We start from the raw sequence: 15,244 nt of genomic DNA, 5'->3' as shown, positions 1-15,244 counted from the left end.
CTAATGATCAGGCCCGTTGCGACCACCGCTCGAATCCGCCCGACCCCTGCTACGAAGTTCCGCGCACATGGGGCGCAGCCCCTCTACAGCCCCTCTAGGCCAATATGCGCTGCAGGAACTGGCGGGTACGGGGCTCCGTCGGGTTCACCAGCACCTGTTCCGGTGTGCCGCGTTCGAGGACGACGCCGTTCTCGATGAACAGCACCTGATCGGCGACTTGCTGGGCGAAACGGATTTCGTGGGTGACGATCACCATCGTCCAGCCCTGCGCGGCAAGGCCTTTGATGACGGCCAGTACCTCGCCGACGAGTTCGGGATCGAGAGCCGAGGTGGGCTCGTCGAACAGCATCAGCTTGGGGCGCAGCGCCAGAGCTCGGGCGATTCCGACGCGTTGCTGCTGGCCTCCGGACAGTTGGAACGGGTACTGGTCGGACTTGGCGTCGAGACCGATCTGATCGAGGATCGCGTGCGCGTCACGGATGGCGTCGTCCTTGGCTCGCTTCTGGACGATCACCGGTCCCTCGATGATGTTCTGCAGCACCGTCTTGTGTGGAAACAGGTTGTGGCTCTGGAACACCATGCCGCTCTGAGCGCGGAAGTGTCGGAGCTGCGCCGCGTTGACGGATTCTGCGAAATCCACCGACACGTCCCCGATGCGGATGATCCCTGCGTCGGCCTGATCGAGTGCGTTGAGTGTGCGCAGCACCGTGGTCTTGCCGGATCCGGACGGTCCGATGATGACGGTGACGGTGCCGGACGGCACGGTGAACGAGATGTCCTTCAACACCTCAAGCGGCCCGAACGATTTCTTCAGTGCGGATACTTCCAGCAGGTCTGTCATTTGGCCACGTACCTGTCGAGTCGGACTTCGAGTTTGCCTTGGAAGAACGAGAGAACGATGCAGATCACCCAGTAGTAGAGCGCCGCAACGGCGTACAGGGTGAAGAAGTCGAACGTCGGTGCCGCCGCGAGTTGTGCGACGCGCAGCAGCTCGGTGACCAGGATGGTCGATGCGAGCGAGGTGTCCTTGACCAGCGAGATCAGCGTGTTCGACAACGGTGGTACCGCGGTGCGCAGTGCCTGTGGAAGCACGATGCGCTGCAACGTGGTTCGGTAGCCCATCCCGATGGTCTGCGCGGCCTCCCACTGTCCCTTGGGCACGCTCAGTATCGCGGCCCGGATCACCTCGGCCGCATAGCCACCGACATTGAGCGAGAACGCGACCACCGCGGCCGGGAACGGCGAGATCACGATGCCGAACTGCGGTAGCCCGTAGAAGATGATGAACAGCTGCAGCAGCAGGGGAGTGCCGCGGATGATCGAGACGTAGAACCGGGCGACCGCAGCGAGCGGTGCGATCGACGAGATCCGGGCCAGTGCCACCGCGAGGGCGATGACGAGTCCGACCACGAAGCTGATGGCGGTCAGCGGAATCGTCATTGTCACCGTGGCTTCGAGCATCGGCCACAGGTTGTCGAGAACCAGCTGTGTTTTGGACGGTGCCGTCGACGCTGCGTCGTCGCTTGTCGGAACCACGGTGTCGGCGGTCGGTGCGGCGACGTCGCTGCCGAAGTACTTGTTCGAGATCTCGGCGATGGTGCCGTTCTCGCGGAGTGTGTCGATGGCGGCGTCGACCTCGTCCATCAGCCCACTGTCCTTGCGGGCCACGAAGGATTGCAGCGTCGTGTCGCCGGTCTCGCCTGCGATCTTCACGCCGGTGTCGCCGGTCTGCTGCAGGTATTCGGCGATGGCGAGGGAATCGTTGACGGTGGCGTCGACGCGGCCGTCCTTGACGAGAGTGACCGCCTGTACGAATCCCTCGACGGCTTCGACGTTCGCGCCTGCGTTCGCCGCGACCTCGGCCCAGTTGCTCGTCGAGGATTGCGCGGTGGTCTTGCCGGCCAGATCGGGGAGAGAGGTGATGGTGGAGTCGTCTGCGGCGGTGAGGATCTGGCCTTCCGACACCGTGTACGGCGTGGACAGGTCGTAGGCCGACTGGCGCGCAGGGGTGATCGAGACCTGGTTGGCGATCAGATCGAAGCGTTGGGATTGCAGTCCGGCGAAGATCGAATCGAACGGGGTCTGCACGAAGTCGACGCGTACGCCCAACTCGGCTCCGACGGCGTTGATGACGTCGATGTCGTATCCGGTGAGTTGTCCGTCCGCGCCCTGATAGCTGAACGGGCTGTAGGTGCCCTCGGTGCCGACGACCAGTACGCCCTCGTCCTGCACCCGGTCCAGCAGCGACTGTGAGGACGAGCTGCAGCCGGACAACCCGAGGATGCCGATGAGAATCGCGACCAGAGCAAGAATCGATCTGCGCACCATCTGCGCCCGCTTTCGCCGTATGTACGAGTGGAGCAAAACCTACCCGTCGATCTCCAGTTCCGCTGACACCACGACGGTGTTGTTCATCGGCAATGCCGCCACCCCGAGTGCGGTGCGGGCATGGGCACCGATTTCCGGACCGAAGATGGCGAGCACCAGATCGGAGAAGCCGTTGACGACCGTGGTGGTCTGAGTGAAGCCGTGGTCGGCGTTGACCGACCCGGTCACGGTCAACCACGCGCTGATTCGATCGAGGTCGCCGATTGCCCGGGCGACGCTGCCGAGGAGCGCCAGCGCGGTGTCGCGTGCGGCGTCGGTGGCCGAGTCGAGATCGACCTGCGACGGCACTGCACCGAACGGGCCGGCCAGGGTGCCGTCCCGGTCCAAGGGGGAATGGCCCGAGGCGAAGACTCGGTTGCCACGCACGCGCACCCATTCGAACGAGAACTCGAAACCGGGCGGAGCGGTCGGTTCCCCGGGCAAGGTGAAGCCGAGTTCGGTGATGCGACGTTCGATCTCCATGAAAGAAAACTCTGTCAGACCGGGATGCCGTTGATGGTGCGAACGGTCCAGCGAGAACCGTCGTGTTCGAGGGTGGAGACGCCCGCGTTGAGGATGCGCGGGGAGTGGCGTCGCCGGATCGCGTCGAAGATCGCCCGGATGACGCCGCCGTGCGCCACGGCGATCACCGCCGAGTCCGGGTAGCGCGCGGCGATCTCGTCGACGGCGCGCACGCCACGCACGATCAGGTTCGAACGCGGCTCCAAGCCCGGGTACCGGCCGTCCGGCCAGTGGGAATACGCGTCCCAGTCGGTGAAGCCCTCGGCGTCACCGAAGTGCCGCTCGGCCAGATCGGGGAACTCGGCGGTGCGGGTCAGACCCAGGTGCGCGCCGATGATGTCTGCGGTTTCCGCTGCTCGGATCAGCGGGGAGCTGACCAGGTGGTCCCATGTCCGGTACTCGAGTTCGTAGCCGGCCTCGCGGGCCTGAGCTCGCCCGGTGTCGTTGAGAGGAATGTCCGAAGAGCCCTGCAGGCGCCCGTGCAGATTCCAGTTCGTTTCACCGTGCCGAACCAGTGCCAGAAGAGTCATAGTGAGCGGAGAATATCCCAGAGTTACCAGGGAGTACGGTCGATACGAAGATACGCGAACGAGCTTGGAGGATTGTCGATGAATCTTGCCCTGACAGAAGAAGAGGCCGCGTTCCGTGACGAGATGCGGACGTTCTTCACCACGAAGGTCCCCGCCGAGATTCGCGAGAAGAGTGCGACGGGTCAGGAGTTGAGCAAGGACGAGGTGGTCACGACCATGCGAATCCTCAACGAGAACGGCCTGGCGGTGCCGCATTGGCCCGCGGAGTTCGGTGGCCGCGACTGGACCGCTGTACAGCGTCACATCTGGCTCGACGAAATGCAGTTGGCGTCGGTGCCCGAGCCGCTGGCGTTCAATGCCTCGATGGTCGGCCCGGTCATCGCGACGTTCGGCTCGCAGGAGCTCAAGGAGAAGTTCCTGCCCAAGACGGCGAACCTCGACATCTGGTGGTGCCAGGGCTTCTCCGAGCCCGAGGCCGGATCGGACCTGGCGTCGTTGCGCACCACCGCCATCCGCGACGGTGACGACTACATCGTCAACGGACAGAAGACATGGACCACGCTCGGCCAGTACGCCGACTGGATCTTCGCCCTCGTGCGCACCAACCCGGACGCGCCGAAGAAGCAGGCCGGAATCTCGTTCCTGCTGATCGACCTGAACACTCCCGGCATCGAGATGCGCCCCATCAAGCTGGTCGACGGCAGTGTCGAGGTCAACGAGGTCTTCTTCGACAACGTCCGCGTTCCGGCGGAGAACCTCGTCGGCGAGGAGAACCAGGGCTGGAGCTACGCCAAGTTCCTGCTCGGCAACGAGCGCACCGGCGTCGCCCGGGCCGGACACACCAAAGTCCATCTGGGACAGGCGAAGAAGCACGCGGCGCAGACCAAGGTCGGCACCGGCACGCTGCTCGAGGATCCACTGTTCGCGGCCAAGATGGCCGAGGTCGAGAACGAACTGCTCGCCCTCGAGCTGACTCAGCTGCGCATGGTGTCGAGCTCGGACGACGGCAAGCCGAATCCGGCGTCGTCCATCCTCAAGCTGCGGGGATCGGAACTGCAGCAGGCCACCACCGAATTGCTGATGGACGTTGCCGGGCCGGACTCACTGCCCTACGAGGCGGGCGAGGACATCGAGAGCGAGGGCTGGGCGCAGCGCTCGGTACCGGGGTATCTCAACTACCGCAAGGTGTCGATCTACGGCGGCTCGAACGAGGTTCAGCGCACCATCATCGCCTCTGCGATTCTCGGACTGTAAGGGAGCATCTGAAGACATGGATTTCGAACTCAACGAAGAGCAGAAGCTGCTGCGCGACACCACTCGTGAGGTTCTCTCGCGGGCCTACGACACCGAGAAGCGCAACAAGATCGTTGCCGGTGAGCTGGGCTGGAGCACCGACGTCTGGAAGCAGTTGGCGGAGGTCGGCCTGCTGGGTCTGACGTTCAGCGAGGAAGACGGCGGAATGGACGCCGGTCCGGTGGAGATCATGGCGGTGATGACCGAGGTCGGACGACGGCTCGCACCGGAGCCGATCCTCGACGCCGTCCTCGTTCCCGGCGGGTTGATCTCCGAGCTCGGCAGCGCCGATCAGCGCGCGCGGCTCCTGCCGCCCGTGGCCGAGGGATCGTCGATGTTGGCGTTCGCGCACAACGAATCCGGTAGCCGCTGGCCCAACGTCGAGGTCGCCACCACCGCCACCGAGGACGGTGGATCGTGGTCGATCAGCGGCGTGAAGAATCCGGTTCCGCACGGTGGTAGCGCAGACGTGATCGTCGTCAGTGCGACGCTGCCCACCGGTGGAACGGGACTGTTCGTCGTCGACGCCGACGCGACCGGTCTCACGCGCAAGTCCTACGCCACTCACGACGGTCAGCGCGCCGCGCAGATCGAATTCGTCGACGTCGCAGCCGAACCGCTCGGCACCGCCGAGAACGCGGTCGCGGCCATCACCGGTGCCGAGGTGCGGGCGCAGGCCGCGCTCTGCGCCGAGGCGATCGGTGCGATGGAAGAGGCGCTTCGGTTGACCACCGATTACCTCAAGCAGCGCAAGCAGTTCGGGGTTCCGCTGGCCAAGTTCCAGGCGCTCACCTTCCGTGCGGCGGACATGTACGTGCTGCTCGAACTCGCCCGCAGCATGAGCCTGTACGCCACGATGTCCTTGGCCGACGGCAACGTCGACCCGACCATCGCGTCGCGAGCGAAGCTGCAGATCTCGCGGTCCGGTCGCAAGATCGGCCAGGAGGCCATTCAGTTGCACGGCGGAATCGGCGTGACGGCCGAATATCCGGTGGGGCACTACACCAGTCGACTGGTGGCCATCGAGCACACGCTCGGTGGTGCCGACGAGCACCTACGCATCCTTGCCGCGAAGGTCGCCGATCACGATCTCATCGGGATCTGACGCTCGTCCTAACACTCCTCGGGCCCGGCCACCGTCGACAGGTGGCCGGGCCCGAGGTCGTTTCGTGAGGTGTCAGCTGCCCGCATCCGCCTCGGCGACGAGGTCGGCCACGGCTGCGGGGTTCGAGACCAGGATCGCGTGCGAACCCGGCACCTCGGTCACCCGAGCACCCGCCCGCTGCGCCATGAACCGCTCGGCCGAGGCCGGGATGATCTGATCCTGCTGGGGAATCAGCGCCCACGACGGTGTGTCCGCCCAGGACGGCGGACCGCTCGGCTCGAGCAGCGCACCGGCAGCGATCGTCTTCTGGTGAGCGACCATGCGCGCGGCCTGCTCCTCGGTGACATCAGGGGCGAAGAACGGCCGGAACAGGGCAGGCGTGATGTACGAGTCGACGTTCTTGCCGATCAGGTTGGAGGAGTCGTCGACGATCGACAGGCCGATCACCGGCGGTACCAGCGCGGTCACCGGGAATCGGATGGGGTCGAGTTCCAGGGCGACGGGTTCGCCCTCGACGGGCATGAACGCGGCGACGTAGACCAGCGCTTCCACGTTGTCGGCGTGCACGTTGCTGATCACCGTGCCGCCGTACGAATGGCCCACCAGTACCACCGGCCCGTCGATGCTCTCGACGACATCGGTGACCGAGGCCGCGTCGAACGCCGGTCCGCGCAGCGAGTTGTCCGCCGTCACCACCGGGTAGCCGCGGCCACGGAGGTTGTCGGCTACGCCGTCCCAGCTGGTGTTGTCAGCGAAGGCTCCGTGCACCAGCACCACGGTCGGCAGCTCCTGCGCGGCAGCGGGCGCGACGCCGATGCCGACCATCGACCCCACCGTCAGTCCTGCAGTTGCGAGAAGGGTGGTCAGCTTCGGTTTCGTCATGCTCTCAACCTGTCACACGCCGGATGTTGGTGCGGTGTTCACCGCGTAGATCCGACCAGCTTTTTCTCAGTGAACGCTCGTATGCTTGGGTTGCAACAGTGGCGTTCGCCCGGCCGGGTGAACGTGAAACGGTAGGTCCGATCGTGAGCGAGAGTTCGATGAAGTCTCGGATGGCCGAGTACCCACGTCCCCATCACTGCTTGCTGCATATCAGCGACACGCATCTCGTCGACGGCGGAGGTCGGTTGTACGGGGGCGTGGACAGTCATTTGCGGCTCGAGCAGGTGATGACCGACGTACGCAACTCCGGTGTGCGGCCCGACGCATTGGTGTTCACGGGGGATCTGACGGACAAGGGCGAGCCGGGCGCGTACGAGAAATTGCGCGCGTTGGTCGAGCCGGTGGCCGAGGAACTCGGTGCGCAGATCGTCTGGGCGATGGGCAATCACGACGACCGGGCGACGTTTCGTCAGAAGCTTCTCGACGCCGAACCCACCGGGCAGTCCATCGATCGTGTCCATGACGTCGACGGTCTTCGTGTGGTGACGCTCGACACGACGGTTCCGGGCAGGCATCACGGCGAGCTCGGCGACGAGCAATTGGCTTGGTTGGCAGACACTCTCGCTACCCCCGCCGAGTTCGGCACCATTCTCGCGATGCATCACCCGCCGGTACCGACCGTGCTCGATCTCGCCGTGCTGGTCGAGCTGATCGACCAGCCTCGGCTGGCCGACGTGCTACGCGGAACCGATGTGCGATCCATTCTTGCTGGGCACCTGCACTATTCGACGACCGCCACGTTCGCGGGTATCCCGGTCTCGGTGGCGTCGGCCACCTGCTACACCCAGGATCTGAACGTGCCCGCAGGCGGATTGCGCGGACGCGACGGTGCCCAGGGCTACAACTTGGTCCATGTCTACGAGGACACCGTCGTGCATTCGGTGGTGCCCACAGGGTCGTACGACACTGTGGGAGAGCCGGTCTCGGCTCAGGAGACTGCGCGCAGGCTGAATGCAGCGGGAGTGACCATCGCAGACAGCGCGCGGCGCAAGACGTTCAGCGACGCCTGAGCATCAGCGTTCGTCGGTCCTCGCGCGTTCCCAGGGTGCAACGATGGGGAAGTACTTGTCCAGGAACTGTGTCACCGTTCGGGTGCGCAGGTCCAGGTCGACCTCGGGGAAACTGCCGTCGTTGAGGCAGAAGAAGTCCACCGAGCGCTTGGGGAGCAGCTTCTCCATCAGGTCGAGACCGGCCACGGTGGTGGTGTCGATGTACCGGACCTTGGCGTCCTTCTGGACCACGGCGCGACCGCTCATCAGCGCGTAGTAGTGGTACAGCGAGTTGGTCACCGAGATGTTGGTGCTCGCCCGGAACGCGCTCGCCGCGGTGGAGGCGAACTCGTCCGGGAATTCGTTCTCCATCTCCTGCATCACGCTGCGCCGCAGCGGTGTTGCCGCGTGTTCGAGATGCCGGGTTGTGGTCATTCCGAATCGGTTCTGCAGGATTCGACGGTTCACCCGCGCCGCGTTCTCGAAGCCGCTGCGGTCGGCGTCGCTGTAGCCCAACCCGATTCGGGTCGTGGCTTCGATGAACATGCTGATTCCGCCGGGGGAGAAGAACATCGACGGACTGACCGGTCGACCGAAGAACATGTCGTCGTTCGAGTACAGGAAGTGCTCGGACAATCCGGGGATGTGATGCAGCTGGCTTTCGACGGCCTGCGAATTGTGGGTCGGCAGAACGGATGTGTCGACGAAGAAGGCCTCGCTCGGCACGAACGTCACCTTGGGGTGGTCGGCGAGCCATGCAGGTCTCGCCGAGTCGGTGGCCACGAAGATGCGCCTGATCCACGGCGCGTACATGTGGATCGACCGCAGCGCGTACTTCAGTTCGTCGATCTGCCGGTAGCGGGCTGCCGAGTCGTCACCCTCACCGACGACGTAGTTCGCCATCCGCCGCGCGCGCTGGGCCTGGAATTCTGCCGAGGAGCCGTCGACCCAGGAGAACACGATGTCGATGTCGAAATTGATGTCCGACGCGTGGTCGGCGAACATGTTCTCGATGGTCGGCCACGTTCTGCCGAAGCGTTCGACCGTTCCGCGGACGGCCTCGTCGGGCCGAATGTTGCGACGGGTCAGCGAATTCTCGATCGGAAGCACGATCTCGGACGGCGAGAACGACCACAGTTCGATCTGCACTGCCGTCGATGCGCCGTAGTACAACCCGCTGAACGGTTCGACTCGCGGACGGTACAGCCGCACGATCCGGGCGTTGGCCGACGGTGAGAGTGTGCCGTCGGCAACCAGCACGGCTTTCCCGCGGGCGTCGACGGTCTTGGAGTAGAACGGCTCGGCGCGGCAGGCGTGTACCAATGCGGTGGTGAGCGCGTCCCGGGCCGCCAGTTCGATGGCGATGACCGGTCGTTCGTCGTTGCCGCGGACGAGCAGGTACTTGATGCGGGCGGCGTCGAGCACGGCGCGGACGAACAGCAGGTCCTCGACCATCGCCTGGTGCGGGGTGGTGGAGGTGATCGTCAGTGCGTAGCGGCCGTCGTGGCTGACCACGTCGGATCGTTCGCTCAGGCGTGCGGCGGACGCTGCGGATTCTCGGGTGACGGCATCATTGGTCTCGTGCTCCGGTGGAACGAGGTAGATATCGTGCGGGGCAGAGGACGAGGTGATGGCGTTCCTTCCGGAGTGTGCGCGCAGGCCGGGGAAACCCGGTGCAGGCACAGTCTAGTGCAGGTCCGCGGCATTTCCGACGGGCCGCGGTAGTACCCGGCTCGCCGCGACCAGGCCTACAGCAACTCCGGCGGCATCGGCGAGAGCGTCGGCGACCGATCCGGAGCGCCCAAGAGGCAGAATCGCTTGCAGGACCTCCGAGATCGCTGCGAATCCCAGCACCCACGCTGCGGTGCCGGCCCAGCCGATTCCGGCCATGCGGGAGGTGTACGCGAGGACCGCGAACAACACGAAGTGAATGATCTTGTCGCTGTGCTGAAATCCCGACGGCACCCCGGACGCGGGGGTGAACAGCACGATCAGCGCCACCACGAAGGTGACGGCCAGGGGAATTCGATACGTCGACTGCGAGAACACCGCCCGAGTTTACCGGCGCTGCAGTACCACGACCGTGTCGATTCGTTCGTCGCCGTCGGGCGTCGTACGGGTGCGGTGTTCGGCATGGATCTGCTCGAACTCGTCGCCCGCCGCGGCGACCACCGGTTCCGGAGCGAACAGCCGGTTCTTGGCCGGGTGCTGCGAGGCGTGGCTGTCGCTCGGACTGTGCCCGACGATCAGAAGACGTCCCCTCGGTGCGACAGCAGCCGCGAACCTGCGCGTGGTCAGTGCGAGCTCGTCCGGCGGCACCTGCAGGAAGTGCACCGACACCAGATCGAACGCCGCGGCCGGGGGAGTCCAGTCCAGAACGTCTTCCTGACGCCATTCCACCGCGAGTGTCTGCGGCTCCAGCGCCTGCTGCGCCGCGCGAGCCCGGCCGAGGGCGACATCGGAGATGTCGACGCCGGTCACGTTCCAGCCTTCACCGGCCAGCCACAGGGAGTCCGCACCTTCACCGCAGCCGATGTCCAGTGCGCGACCCGGAGTCAGCTCGGACGCTTCCTGTACCAACACGGCATTGGGATTGCCGCTCCAGATGGTGGTGCGCTGGTTGTAGAGGTCGTCCCAGAACGCCTCGTCGAAGGCACCGTTCTCGAAATCCGGTTCTACGTGGGCCCCGTCGGCGGAATGAGTGTGAGTATGTGTGTGGTCGGCCATGGTGCGAGACTGCCCGCTGCCGGGCCTTCACGCAAACATCGTTGCTATTTCGGCAAAATTCGGTGCTGGGTAGAGTGATGCTCCATGACCGAACAGGAACGTGAAGTGCTGACATGGGCGACGTTCGGGGACGCCTCGCGTGACCTGACCGAGAAGATCGTCGACGACGGGTTCGTCCCGGACATCGTCATCGCGATCGCCCGCGGCGGACTCATCCCCGCGGGTGCGATTTCCTACGCGATGGGCGTCAAGGCGGCGGGCACCCTCAATGTCGAGTTCTACTCCGACATCGAGGAGACCCTGCCCGATCCTGTTGTCCTCGAACCACTTCTGGACACCGACGCGATCGTCGGCAAGAAGTTGCTCGTCGTCGACGACGTCGCCGATTCCGGCCGCACACTGGCTCTGGTCATCGACCTACTGAAGGCGCATACACCCGAGGTGCGATCGGCCGTCATCTACACCAAGCCGAGAACCATTGTGCAGCCCGACTACTCGTGGCGAGAGACCGACAAGTGGATCAATTTTCCCTGGTCCACGTTGCCGGTCATCACCTGAGTTATTCGCTGGAGACGTCGATCAGCACCTTGCCGACGGTTCCGTTCTCGACGGCGTCGTGTGCCGCTGCGGTCTCGCTCAGCGAGAAGCGGTGCAGCGGTAGACCGGTGGCCTCGCCCACCTCGAGCACACCTGCGGCTGCCGCAGCGCTGACGTCCGCCTCGGCGTTGCGAAGAGCTTCGTCGCCCACGGTGTAGAGGAGGACGAACTGGTAGCGCGTGTTGAGGACCATGTTCGGCCGAACGTCGAGGGTCACGGTGTCGCCGCCATTGTTGGCGTACACCGCGATGGAGGCGCGGTTCGCTCCTACGGCAGCGTTGAGTGCGGCGTTCTGTGCGGGAGCCACCTCGACGATGAGATCGATTCCGGCAGGAACCAATTCATGAATTTCGGCGGCGGCGTCGCCGGTCTTGTAGTTCACCACGTGGTGCGCGCCCGCCGCGGTCGCCAGTGCGCCCTTCTCCGGTCCGCTGACCGTCGTCACCACGGTCGCGCCCGCCCAGCGGGCCAACTGGATCGCGGCATGGCCGACGGCACCGGCACCACCGGCGACCAGAACCGACTTGCCGTCCAGCGCACCCGGGTGCAGCCGCGTGGGTCCGTCCTCGGAGACGGTCAGTGCGCGGTGCGCCGTCATCGCGGGCACTCCGAGGCTTGCGCCCACGTCGAATCCGACGCCATCGGGCAGCCGAACCACTCGGGATCCAGGCAGGATCGAGAAGGACTGGGCGGTACCGGTCGGGCGCTGATGTTGGGCCAGGTAGACCCAGACGCGATCTCCGACGGCAAGCCCCTCGACATCGGGGCCGACAGCGTCGATCACTCCGGCGCCGTCCTGGTTCGGTACCACCTCGTCGAACGCCGGCTTCTCACCCGGCCCCGAGCCTGTCCTGTTCTTCCAGTCCGTCGGGTTGACGCCCGAGACCACGATGCGGACCCGAACTTCGCCTGCGGCTGGCTCGGTCACCTCGCGATCCTTCAGTTCGAGGACGGACGAATCGCCGGTGCGGGTGTACACAATCGCTGGAGCAGTCATATCCGGTCCAACGCGCTCGGACCGCCCCGATGTTCCCTGCGGGCGCATCGGGGTATGCATGAGTGGTCATCAGTGCTGTCACAAGAGAAACGGATCGCATGAATCACAACGAACTGCTCACCGACGCGTTCGGCCGAATCAAGGAACTCGTCCACTCGGTTTTGGACGACATCCCCGCCGCAGCGTTGACCTACCGGCCCGACTCCGAAGCAAACAGCATCGCGTGGCTGCTGTGGCACCTGACGCGGGTGCAGGACGACCACATCGCCGGAGTGGCAGGCAGCGAGCAGTTGTGGAACTCCGACTCGTGGTTCGAGCGCTTCGGTCTCCCGTTCGACCGGTCCGATATCGGGTACGGCCAGTCGTCAGCGGACGTCGCCGAGGTCACCTCCAGCGCCGACCTGCTGCGCGAGTATCACGATGCCGTGCACTCGAAAACGGTTGCGTACCTGAGCAGTATCTCGACGGACGATCTGGATCGAATCGTCGACGAGAACTGGGACCCGCCGGTCACGCTGGGTGCACGGCTGGTGTCGGTGTTGTCCGACGACCTTCAGCATGCCGGGCAGGCGTCGTACGTTCTCGGCCTGTACACCCGGCAGGCCTGAGAATCAGGCGTAAACCTTCTGCAGATTCTCCAGCGTCTTGCGAATGTTGCGACGCTGGAACTGCGGGAACGTCTTACCGCTGGTGACGATCTTGTCGAACACGAGAGCCAGCGCGTCGGGCCACTTCGTCCGGTCGTCGGTCCAGGTCTCGGTCACTTTCGTGCCACCTGCGACCGGTTCGAAGTCGTATCGCCAGGTTGCGTTCGCGCCCTTGATCTTCGGAGCGCTCTTGCCGATGGCGTGGACGCGGAACTCGAAGGTCTTGCCAGGATCGGCCGCGGTGACGGTGCAGCGAGTGACCCACTTCGCTCGTCCGCGCTTGTTGGTTCCGTCGAACACCATTCCCACGTAGGCACTCTCGCGGGGTTCGTGGACGGTGGCACCTTTGTTCTCCGGGCTCCACTCACCCATGCGCGTGGGGTCGCTGATCGCGGCGTACAGCGTGTTCGGATCGGCAGCGACGACGATGCTGTCCGAGACGGTGAGTTCGCGACTCATGACGAGGCTCCCTTGCGGGCGTTCTTGCCCAGGCCGGGGTGAATGCGAGTGAGCATGGGCACCAACACCGTTCGCGGGGTGATCTGCGCGAAGATGGATCCGATGCGGTTGGCCGCTCCCGGAATCGACACCATGCGCCCCTTGGTCATGTCGTCGACGGCAGTCTTGGCGACTGTGTCCGCCTCGACCCACATGATCGGCGGAAGTGCCTTCTCCGCATCGTCTTTCGCGAACCCTGCGGCCTCGCCGAATCCCGTGTGTACCGGTCCCGGGCACAGCGCGGTGGCAGTGACGCCGGTTCCACGCAGCTCACCGGTCAGCGACTGTGTGTACGAGAGCACGAATGCCTTGCACGCGCCGTAGCCGGCCTGTCCGGGCAGAGGTTGGAACGCGGCAGTCGAGGCGACGTTCAGCAGTGCGCCGCGTCGGCGCTCGACCATGCCGGGGAGGAACCGGGTGCACAGGTCCGCGACGGCGACCACGTCGACCTCGATCATGTGCATCTCAGCGTCGGGGTCGGACTCTGCGACGGGTCCGAGGGTGGAGAGTCCGGCGTTGTTGATCAGGATGTCCGGGATGAGGCCGAGTTCGGTGATGCGGCCGAGTAGTTCGGCGCGAGCGCTGCGGTCGGAGAGGTCTGCTGCGAGCACTTCGGCTCGGACTCCCCGTGCTCGGATCTCCTGTGCCAAGTCTTCGAGCTTGTCGGCTCGCCGAGCGACGAGGGTGACGCCGTAGCCCCGGGAGGCGAGTTCGCGGGCGATGGAGGCCCCGATGCCCGAGGATGCTCCGGTCACGACGGCTGTCCGGTCGGGTGCTGGACGAGGAAGGCTCATGCGACCCACCGTAGCGAATGGCCGCCGGGCAGCGCATTTGAACGGCTCTTGTAGGTTAGCCTAGTCTTACTTTGATTTCCGCTGGTTCGTCGAGAGGTAACCATGTTCTCAGTGTCACCGGCCGGTCGACGCACTGCCGGCCGTGCAACCCTGCTGTCCACGCTTGCCGTGGCGGCCCTGGTGGTGGGGGCGTGCTCCTCTGCCGATACTGCCGAGCCCGAACAGGACGGCGGCGGTGACTTTGCCACTGTCACCATCGATTCGGCTCTGGGTCAAGCCGTCATCACCGAGAAGCCGGAGCGCATCGTGACTCTGGGGCAGGGCTCGGCCGAGACGGCGATCGCGCTGGGCACCGTGCCCGTCGGCGTCGAGGAGTACTCGTGGGGCGCCGACGACACCGGGTATCTGCCGTGGGTTCACGACGCGGTGACCGAGCTGGGTGCCGAACTTCCCCAACAGTTCACCGGTGGAACCGAACTGAACATCGAAGCCGTTGCTGCCCTCGAACCCGATTTGATTCTGGCCCCGTGGTCCGGCGTCACACAGGATCAGTTCGACAAGCTGAGCGCATTCGCACCGGTGGTCGCGTACGAGGAGCAGCCGTGGACGATCACCTGGGAAGACCAGATCACCGTCATCGGCAAGGCCATGGGGGAGGAGCAGAAGGCGGCGGACGAGATCGAGAAGATCAAGAGCCGCTTCGCCGACGCCACCAGCGAGCACCCCGAATATGCCGGCGTGAGTTTCTCGTACATCTACAACACCGGGCCGGGGACGCTCGGAGTGTTTCTTGCCGACGAGCAACGCGTCGCGATGGTGCGAGCACTCGGGTTGCAGGTCGATCCGGTGGTGAACACGCTCGACGAGACCGAGGGCACCGACTCGGCGGTCATCGGGTTGGAGAACGCGAATCTGTTGAACGACTCGGACCTGATCTTCACCTTCTACTCGGATCCGCAGAACCGCACCGACACCGAGAACCAGCCTGCCTACAAGCAGATTCCGGCAGTGTCCCGCGGTTCGGTCGTGGCACCGACGGATCAGTCGTTCGTCACCGGATCGTCCATCATCAATCCGTTGACGGTGCCATGGGCACTCGAGCGATATGTGCCGATGATCGACGAGGCTGTCGCGAAGCTCGACGCGAACTAGGTCAGTAGACCTCGCGCTGTCGTTCCTGTTGGGAGTGTCAGATTAACGGTGGATCCGACCTTGGCGTCGGTTAGTTTCCGTTCG

General features: G+C 64.9%; 17 protein-coding genes. 6 read left to right on the top strand and 11 right to left on the bottom strand.

The genetic code is table 11. From position 1 onward, the window contains the following. Window positions 1-94: 94 nt before the first annotated feature. From QM590_RS24975 to QM590_RS24960, 4 genes are read right to left on the bottom strand one after another with little or no spacing between them, the layout of a single operon-like run. Complete coding sequence (locus QM590_RS24975; RefSeq protein ID WP_068053258.1) at window positions 95-841, bottom strand: amino acid ABC transporter ATP-binding protein; 747 nt, start codon at window positions 839-841, stop codon at window positions 95-97. After that, a complete protein-coding gene (locus QM590_RS24970) occupies window positions 838-2,328 on the bottom strand; it encodes an ABC transporter permease subunit (RefSeq protein ID WP_269596762.1) in 1,491 nt (496 codons plus the stop codon). Before QM590_RS24970 ends, QM590_RS24975 begins: the two co-directional genes overlap by 4 nt. Window positions 2,329-2,367: 39 nt before the next feature. Then, window positions 2,368-2,850: a RidA family protein gene (locus QM590_RS24965; protein ID WP_068053267.1), complete on the bottom strand. Its 483-nt coding sequence runs from the start codon at window positions 2,848-2,850 to the stop codon at window positions 2,368-2,370. A 14-nt stretch (window positions 2,851-2,864) separates the two neighbouring features. Next, window positions 2,865-3,419 carry a histidine phosphatase family protein gene (locus tag QM590_RS24960; RefSeq protein WP_068053269.1) on the bottom strand — a complete coding sequence of 185 codons (555 nt, stop codon included), beginning with the start codon at window positions 3,417-3,419 and terminating at the stop codon, window positions 2,865-2,867. 78 nt (window positions 3,420-3,497) lie between these two features. Here QM590_RS24960 and QM590_RS24955 point away from each other — a divergent pair, with 78 nt between their 5' ends. Both QM590_RS24955 and QM590_RS24950 read left to right on the top strand, forming a co-directional pair. Next, window positions 3,498-4,673, top strand: a complete 1,176-nt coding sequence (locus QM590_RS24955) for an acyl-CoA dehydrogenase family protein (protein WP_094669581.1) — start codon at window positions 3,498-3,500, stop codon at window positions 4,671-4,673. Window positions 4,674-4,689: 16 nt separating this feature from the next. Continuing rightward, window positions 4,690-5,817, top strand: a complete 1,128-nt coding sequence (locus QM590_RS24950) for an acyl-CoA dehydrogenase family protein (RefSeq protein ID WP_269596763.1) — start codon at window positions 4,690-4,692, stop codon at window positions 5,815-5,817. 72 nt (window positions 5,818-5,889) lie between these two features. Here QM590_RS24950 and QM590_RS24945 read toward each other — a convergent pair whose 3' ends face one another. Then, window positions 5,890-6,699, bottom strand: a complete 810-nt coding sequence (locus QM590_RS24945) for an alpha/beta fold hydrolase (RefSeq protein WP_094641337.1) — start codon at window positions 6,697-6,699, stop codon at window positions 5,890-5,892. Between the two features lie 158 nt (window positions 6,700-6,857). On the opposite strand from QM590_RS24945, the gene QM590_RS24940 reads away from it, so the two are divergent. Further along, on the top strand, window positions 6,858-7,769 hold the full coding sequence (locus QM590_RS24940; RefSeq protein WP_068053283.1) for a phosphodiesterase: 912 nt from the start codon (window positions 6,858-6,860) through the stop codon (window positions 7,767-7,769). Between the two features lie 3 nt (window positions 7,770-7,772). Here the strand turns inward: QM590_RS24940 and QM590_RS24935 are convergent, their stop codons facing one another. From QM590_RS24935 to QM590_RS24925, 3 genes are all read right to left on the bottom strand, one after another. Further along, on the bottom strand, window positions 7,773-9,281 hold the full coding sequence (locus tag QM590_RS24935; RefSeq protein WP_188078858.1) for a stealth family protein: 1,509 nt from the start codon (window positions 9,279-9,281) through the stop codon (window positions 7,773-7,775). A 153-nt stretch (window positions 9,282-9,434) separates the two neighbouring features. Next, the gene (locus QM590_RS24930) at window positions 9,435-9,797 is read right to left on the bottom strand and encodes a VanZ family protein (RefSeq protein WP_269596764.1); all 363 of its coding nucleotides are present in this window, start codon (window positions 9,795-9,797) and stop codon (window positions 9,435-9,437) included. Window positions 9,798-9,806: 9 nt separating this feature from the next. Further along, window positions 9,807-10,475, bottom strand: a complete 669-nt coding sequence (locus QM590_RS24925; protein WP_269596765.1) for a class I SAM-dependent methyltransferase — start codon at window positions 10,473-10,475, stop codon at window positions 9,807-9,809. Window positions 10,476-10,559: 84 nt separating this feature from the next. On the opposite strand from QM590_RS24925, the gene QM590_RS24920 reads away from it, so the two are divergent. Next, a complete protein-coding gene (locus tag QM590_RS24920; RefSeq protein WP_269596766.1) occupies window positions 10,560-11,033 on the top strand; it encodes a phosphoribosyltransferase in 474 nt (157 codons plus the stop codon). Window position 11,034: 1 nt separating this feature from the next. Here the strand turns inward: QM590_RS24920 and QM590_RS24915 are convergent, their stop codons facing one another. Further along, window positions 11,035-12,069 (bottom strand): NADPH:quinone reductase, encoded by a 1,035-nt coding sequence (locus tag QM590_RS24915; protein ID WP_269596767.1) that lies wholly within the window; start codon window positions 12,067-12,069, stop codon window positions 11,035-11,037. 98 nt (window positions 12,070-12,167) lie between these two features. Here QM590_RS24915 and QM590_RS24910 point away from each other — a divergent pair, with 98 nt between their 5' ends. After that, on the top strand, window positions 12,168-12,677 hold the full coding sequence (locus tag QM590_RS24910; RefSeq protein ID WP_269596768.1) for a mycothiol transferase: 510 nt from the start codon (window positions 12,168-12,170) through the stop codon (window positions 12,675-12,677). 3 nt (window positions 12,678-12,680) lie between these two features. Here QM590_RS24910 and QM590_RS24905 read toward each other — a convergent pair whose 3' ends face one another. Continuing rightward, on the bottom strand, window positions 12,681-13,175 hold the full coding sequence (locus QM590_RS24905; protein WP_269596769.1) for an SRPBCC family protein: 495 nt from the start codon (window positions 13,173-13,175) through the stop codon (window positions 12,681-12,683). Further along, window positions 13,172-14,008: an SDR family NAD(P)-dependent oxidoreductase gene (locus tag QM590_RS24900; protein ID WP_269596770.1), complete on the bottom strand. Its 837-nt coding sequence runs from the start codon at window positions 14,006-14,008 to the stop codon at window positions 13,172-13,174. Before QM590_RS24900 ends, QM590_RS24905 begins: the two co-directional genes overlap by 4 nt. Window positions 14,009-14,110: 102 nt before the next feature. On the opposite strand from QM590_RS24900, the gene QM590_RS24895 reads away from it, so the two are divergent. Continuing rightward, window positions 14,111-15,160 carry an iron-siderophore ABC transporter substrate-binding protein gene (locus tag QM590_RS24895; RefSeq protein WP_269596771.1) on the top strand — a complete coding sequence of 350 codons (1,050 nt, stop codon included), beginning with the start codon at window positions 14,111-14,113 and terminating at the stop codon, window positions 15,158-15,160. The last annotated feature ends 84 nt before the right edge of the window (window positions 15,161-15,244 follow it).

Origin of the sequence: Rhodococcus sp. IEGM 1372 (genome assembly GCF_030056835.1) — a bacterium.
Classification (GTDB): domain Bacteria; phylum Actinomycetota; class Actinomycetes; order Mycobacteriales; family Mycobacteriaceae; genus Rhodococcoides.
This window is presented reverse-complemented; position numbering and strand designations above follow the sequence as displayed.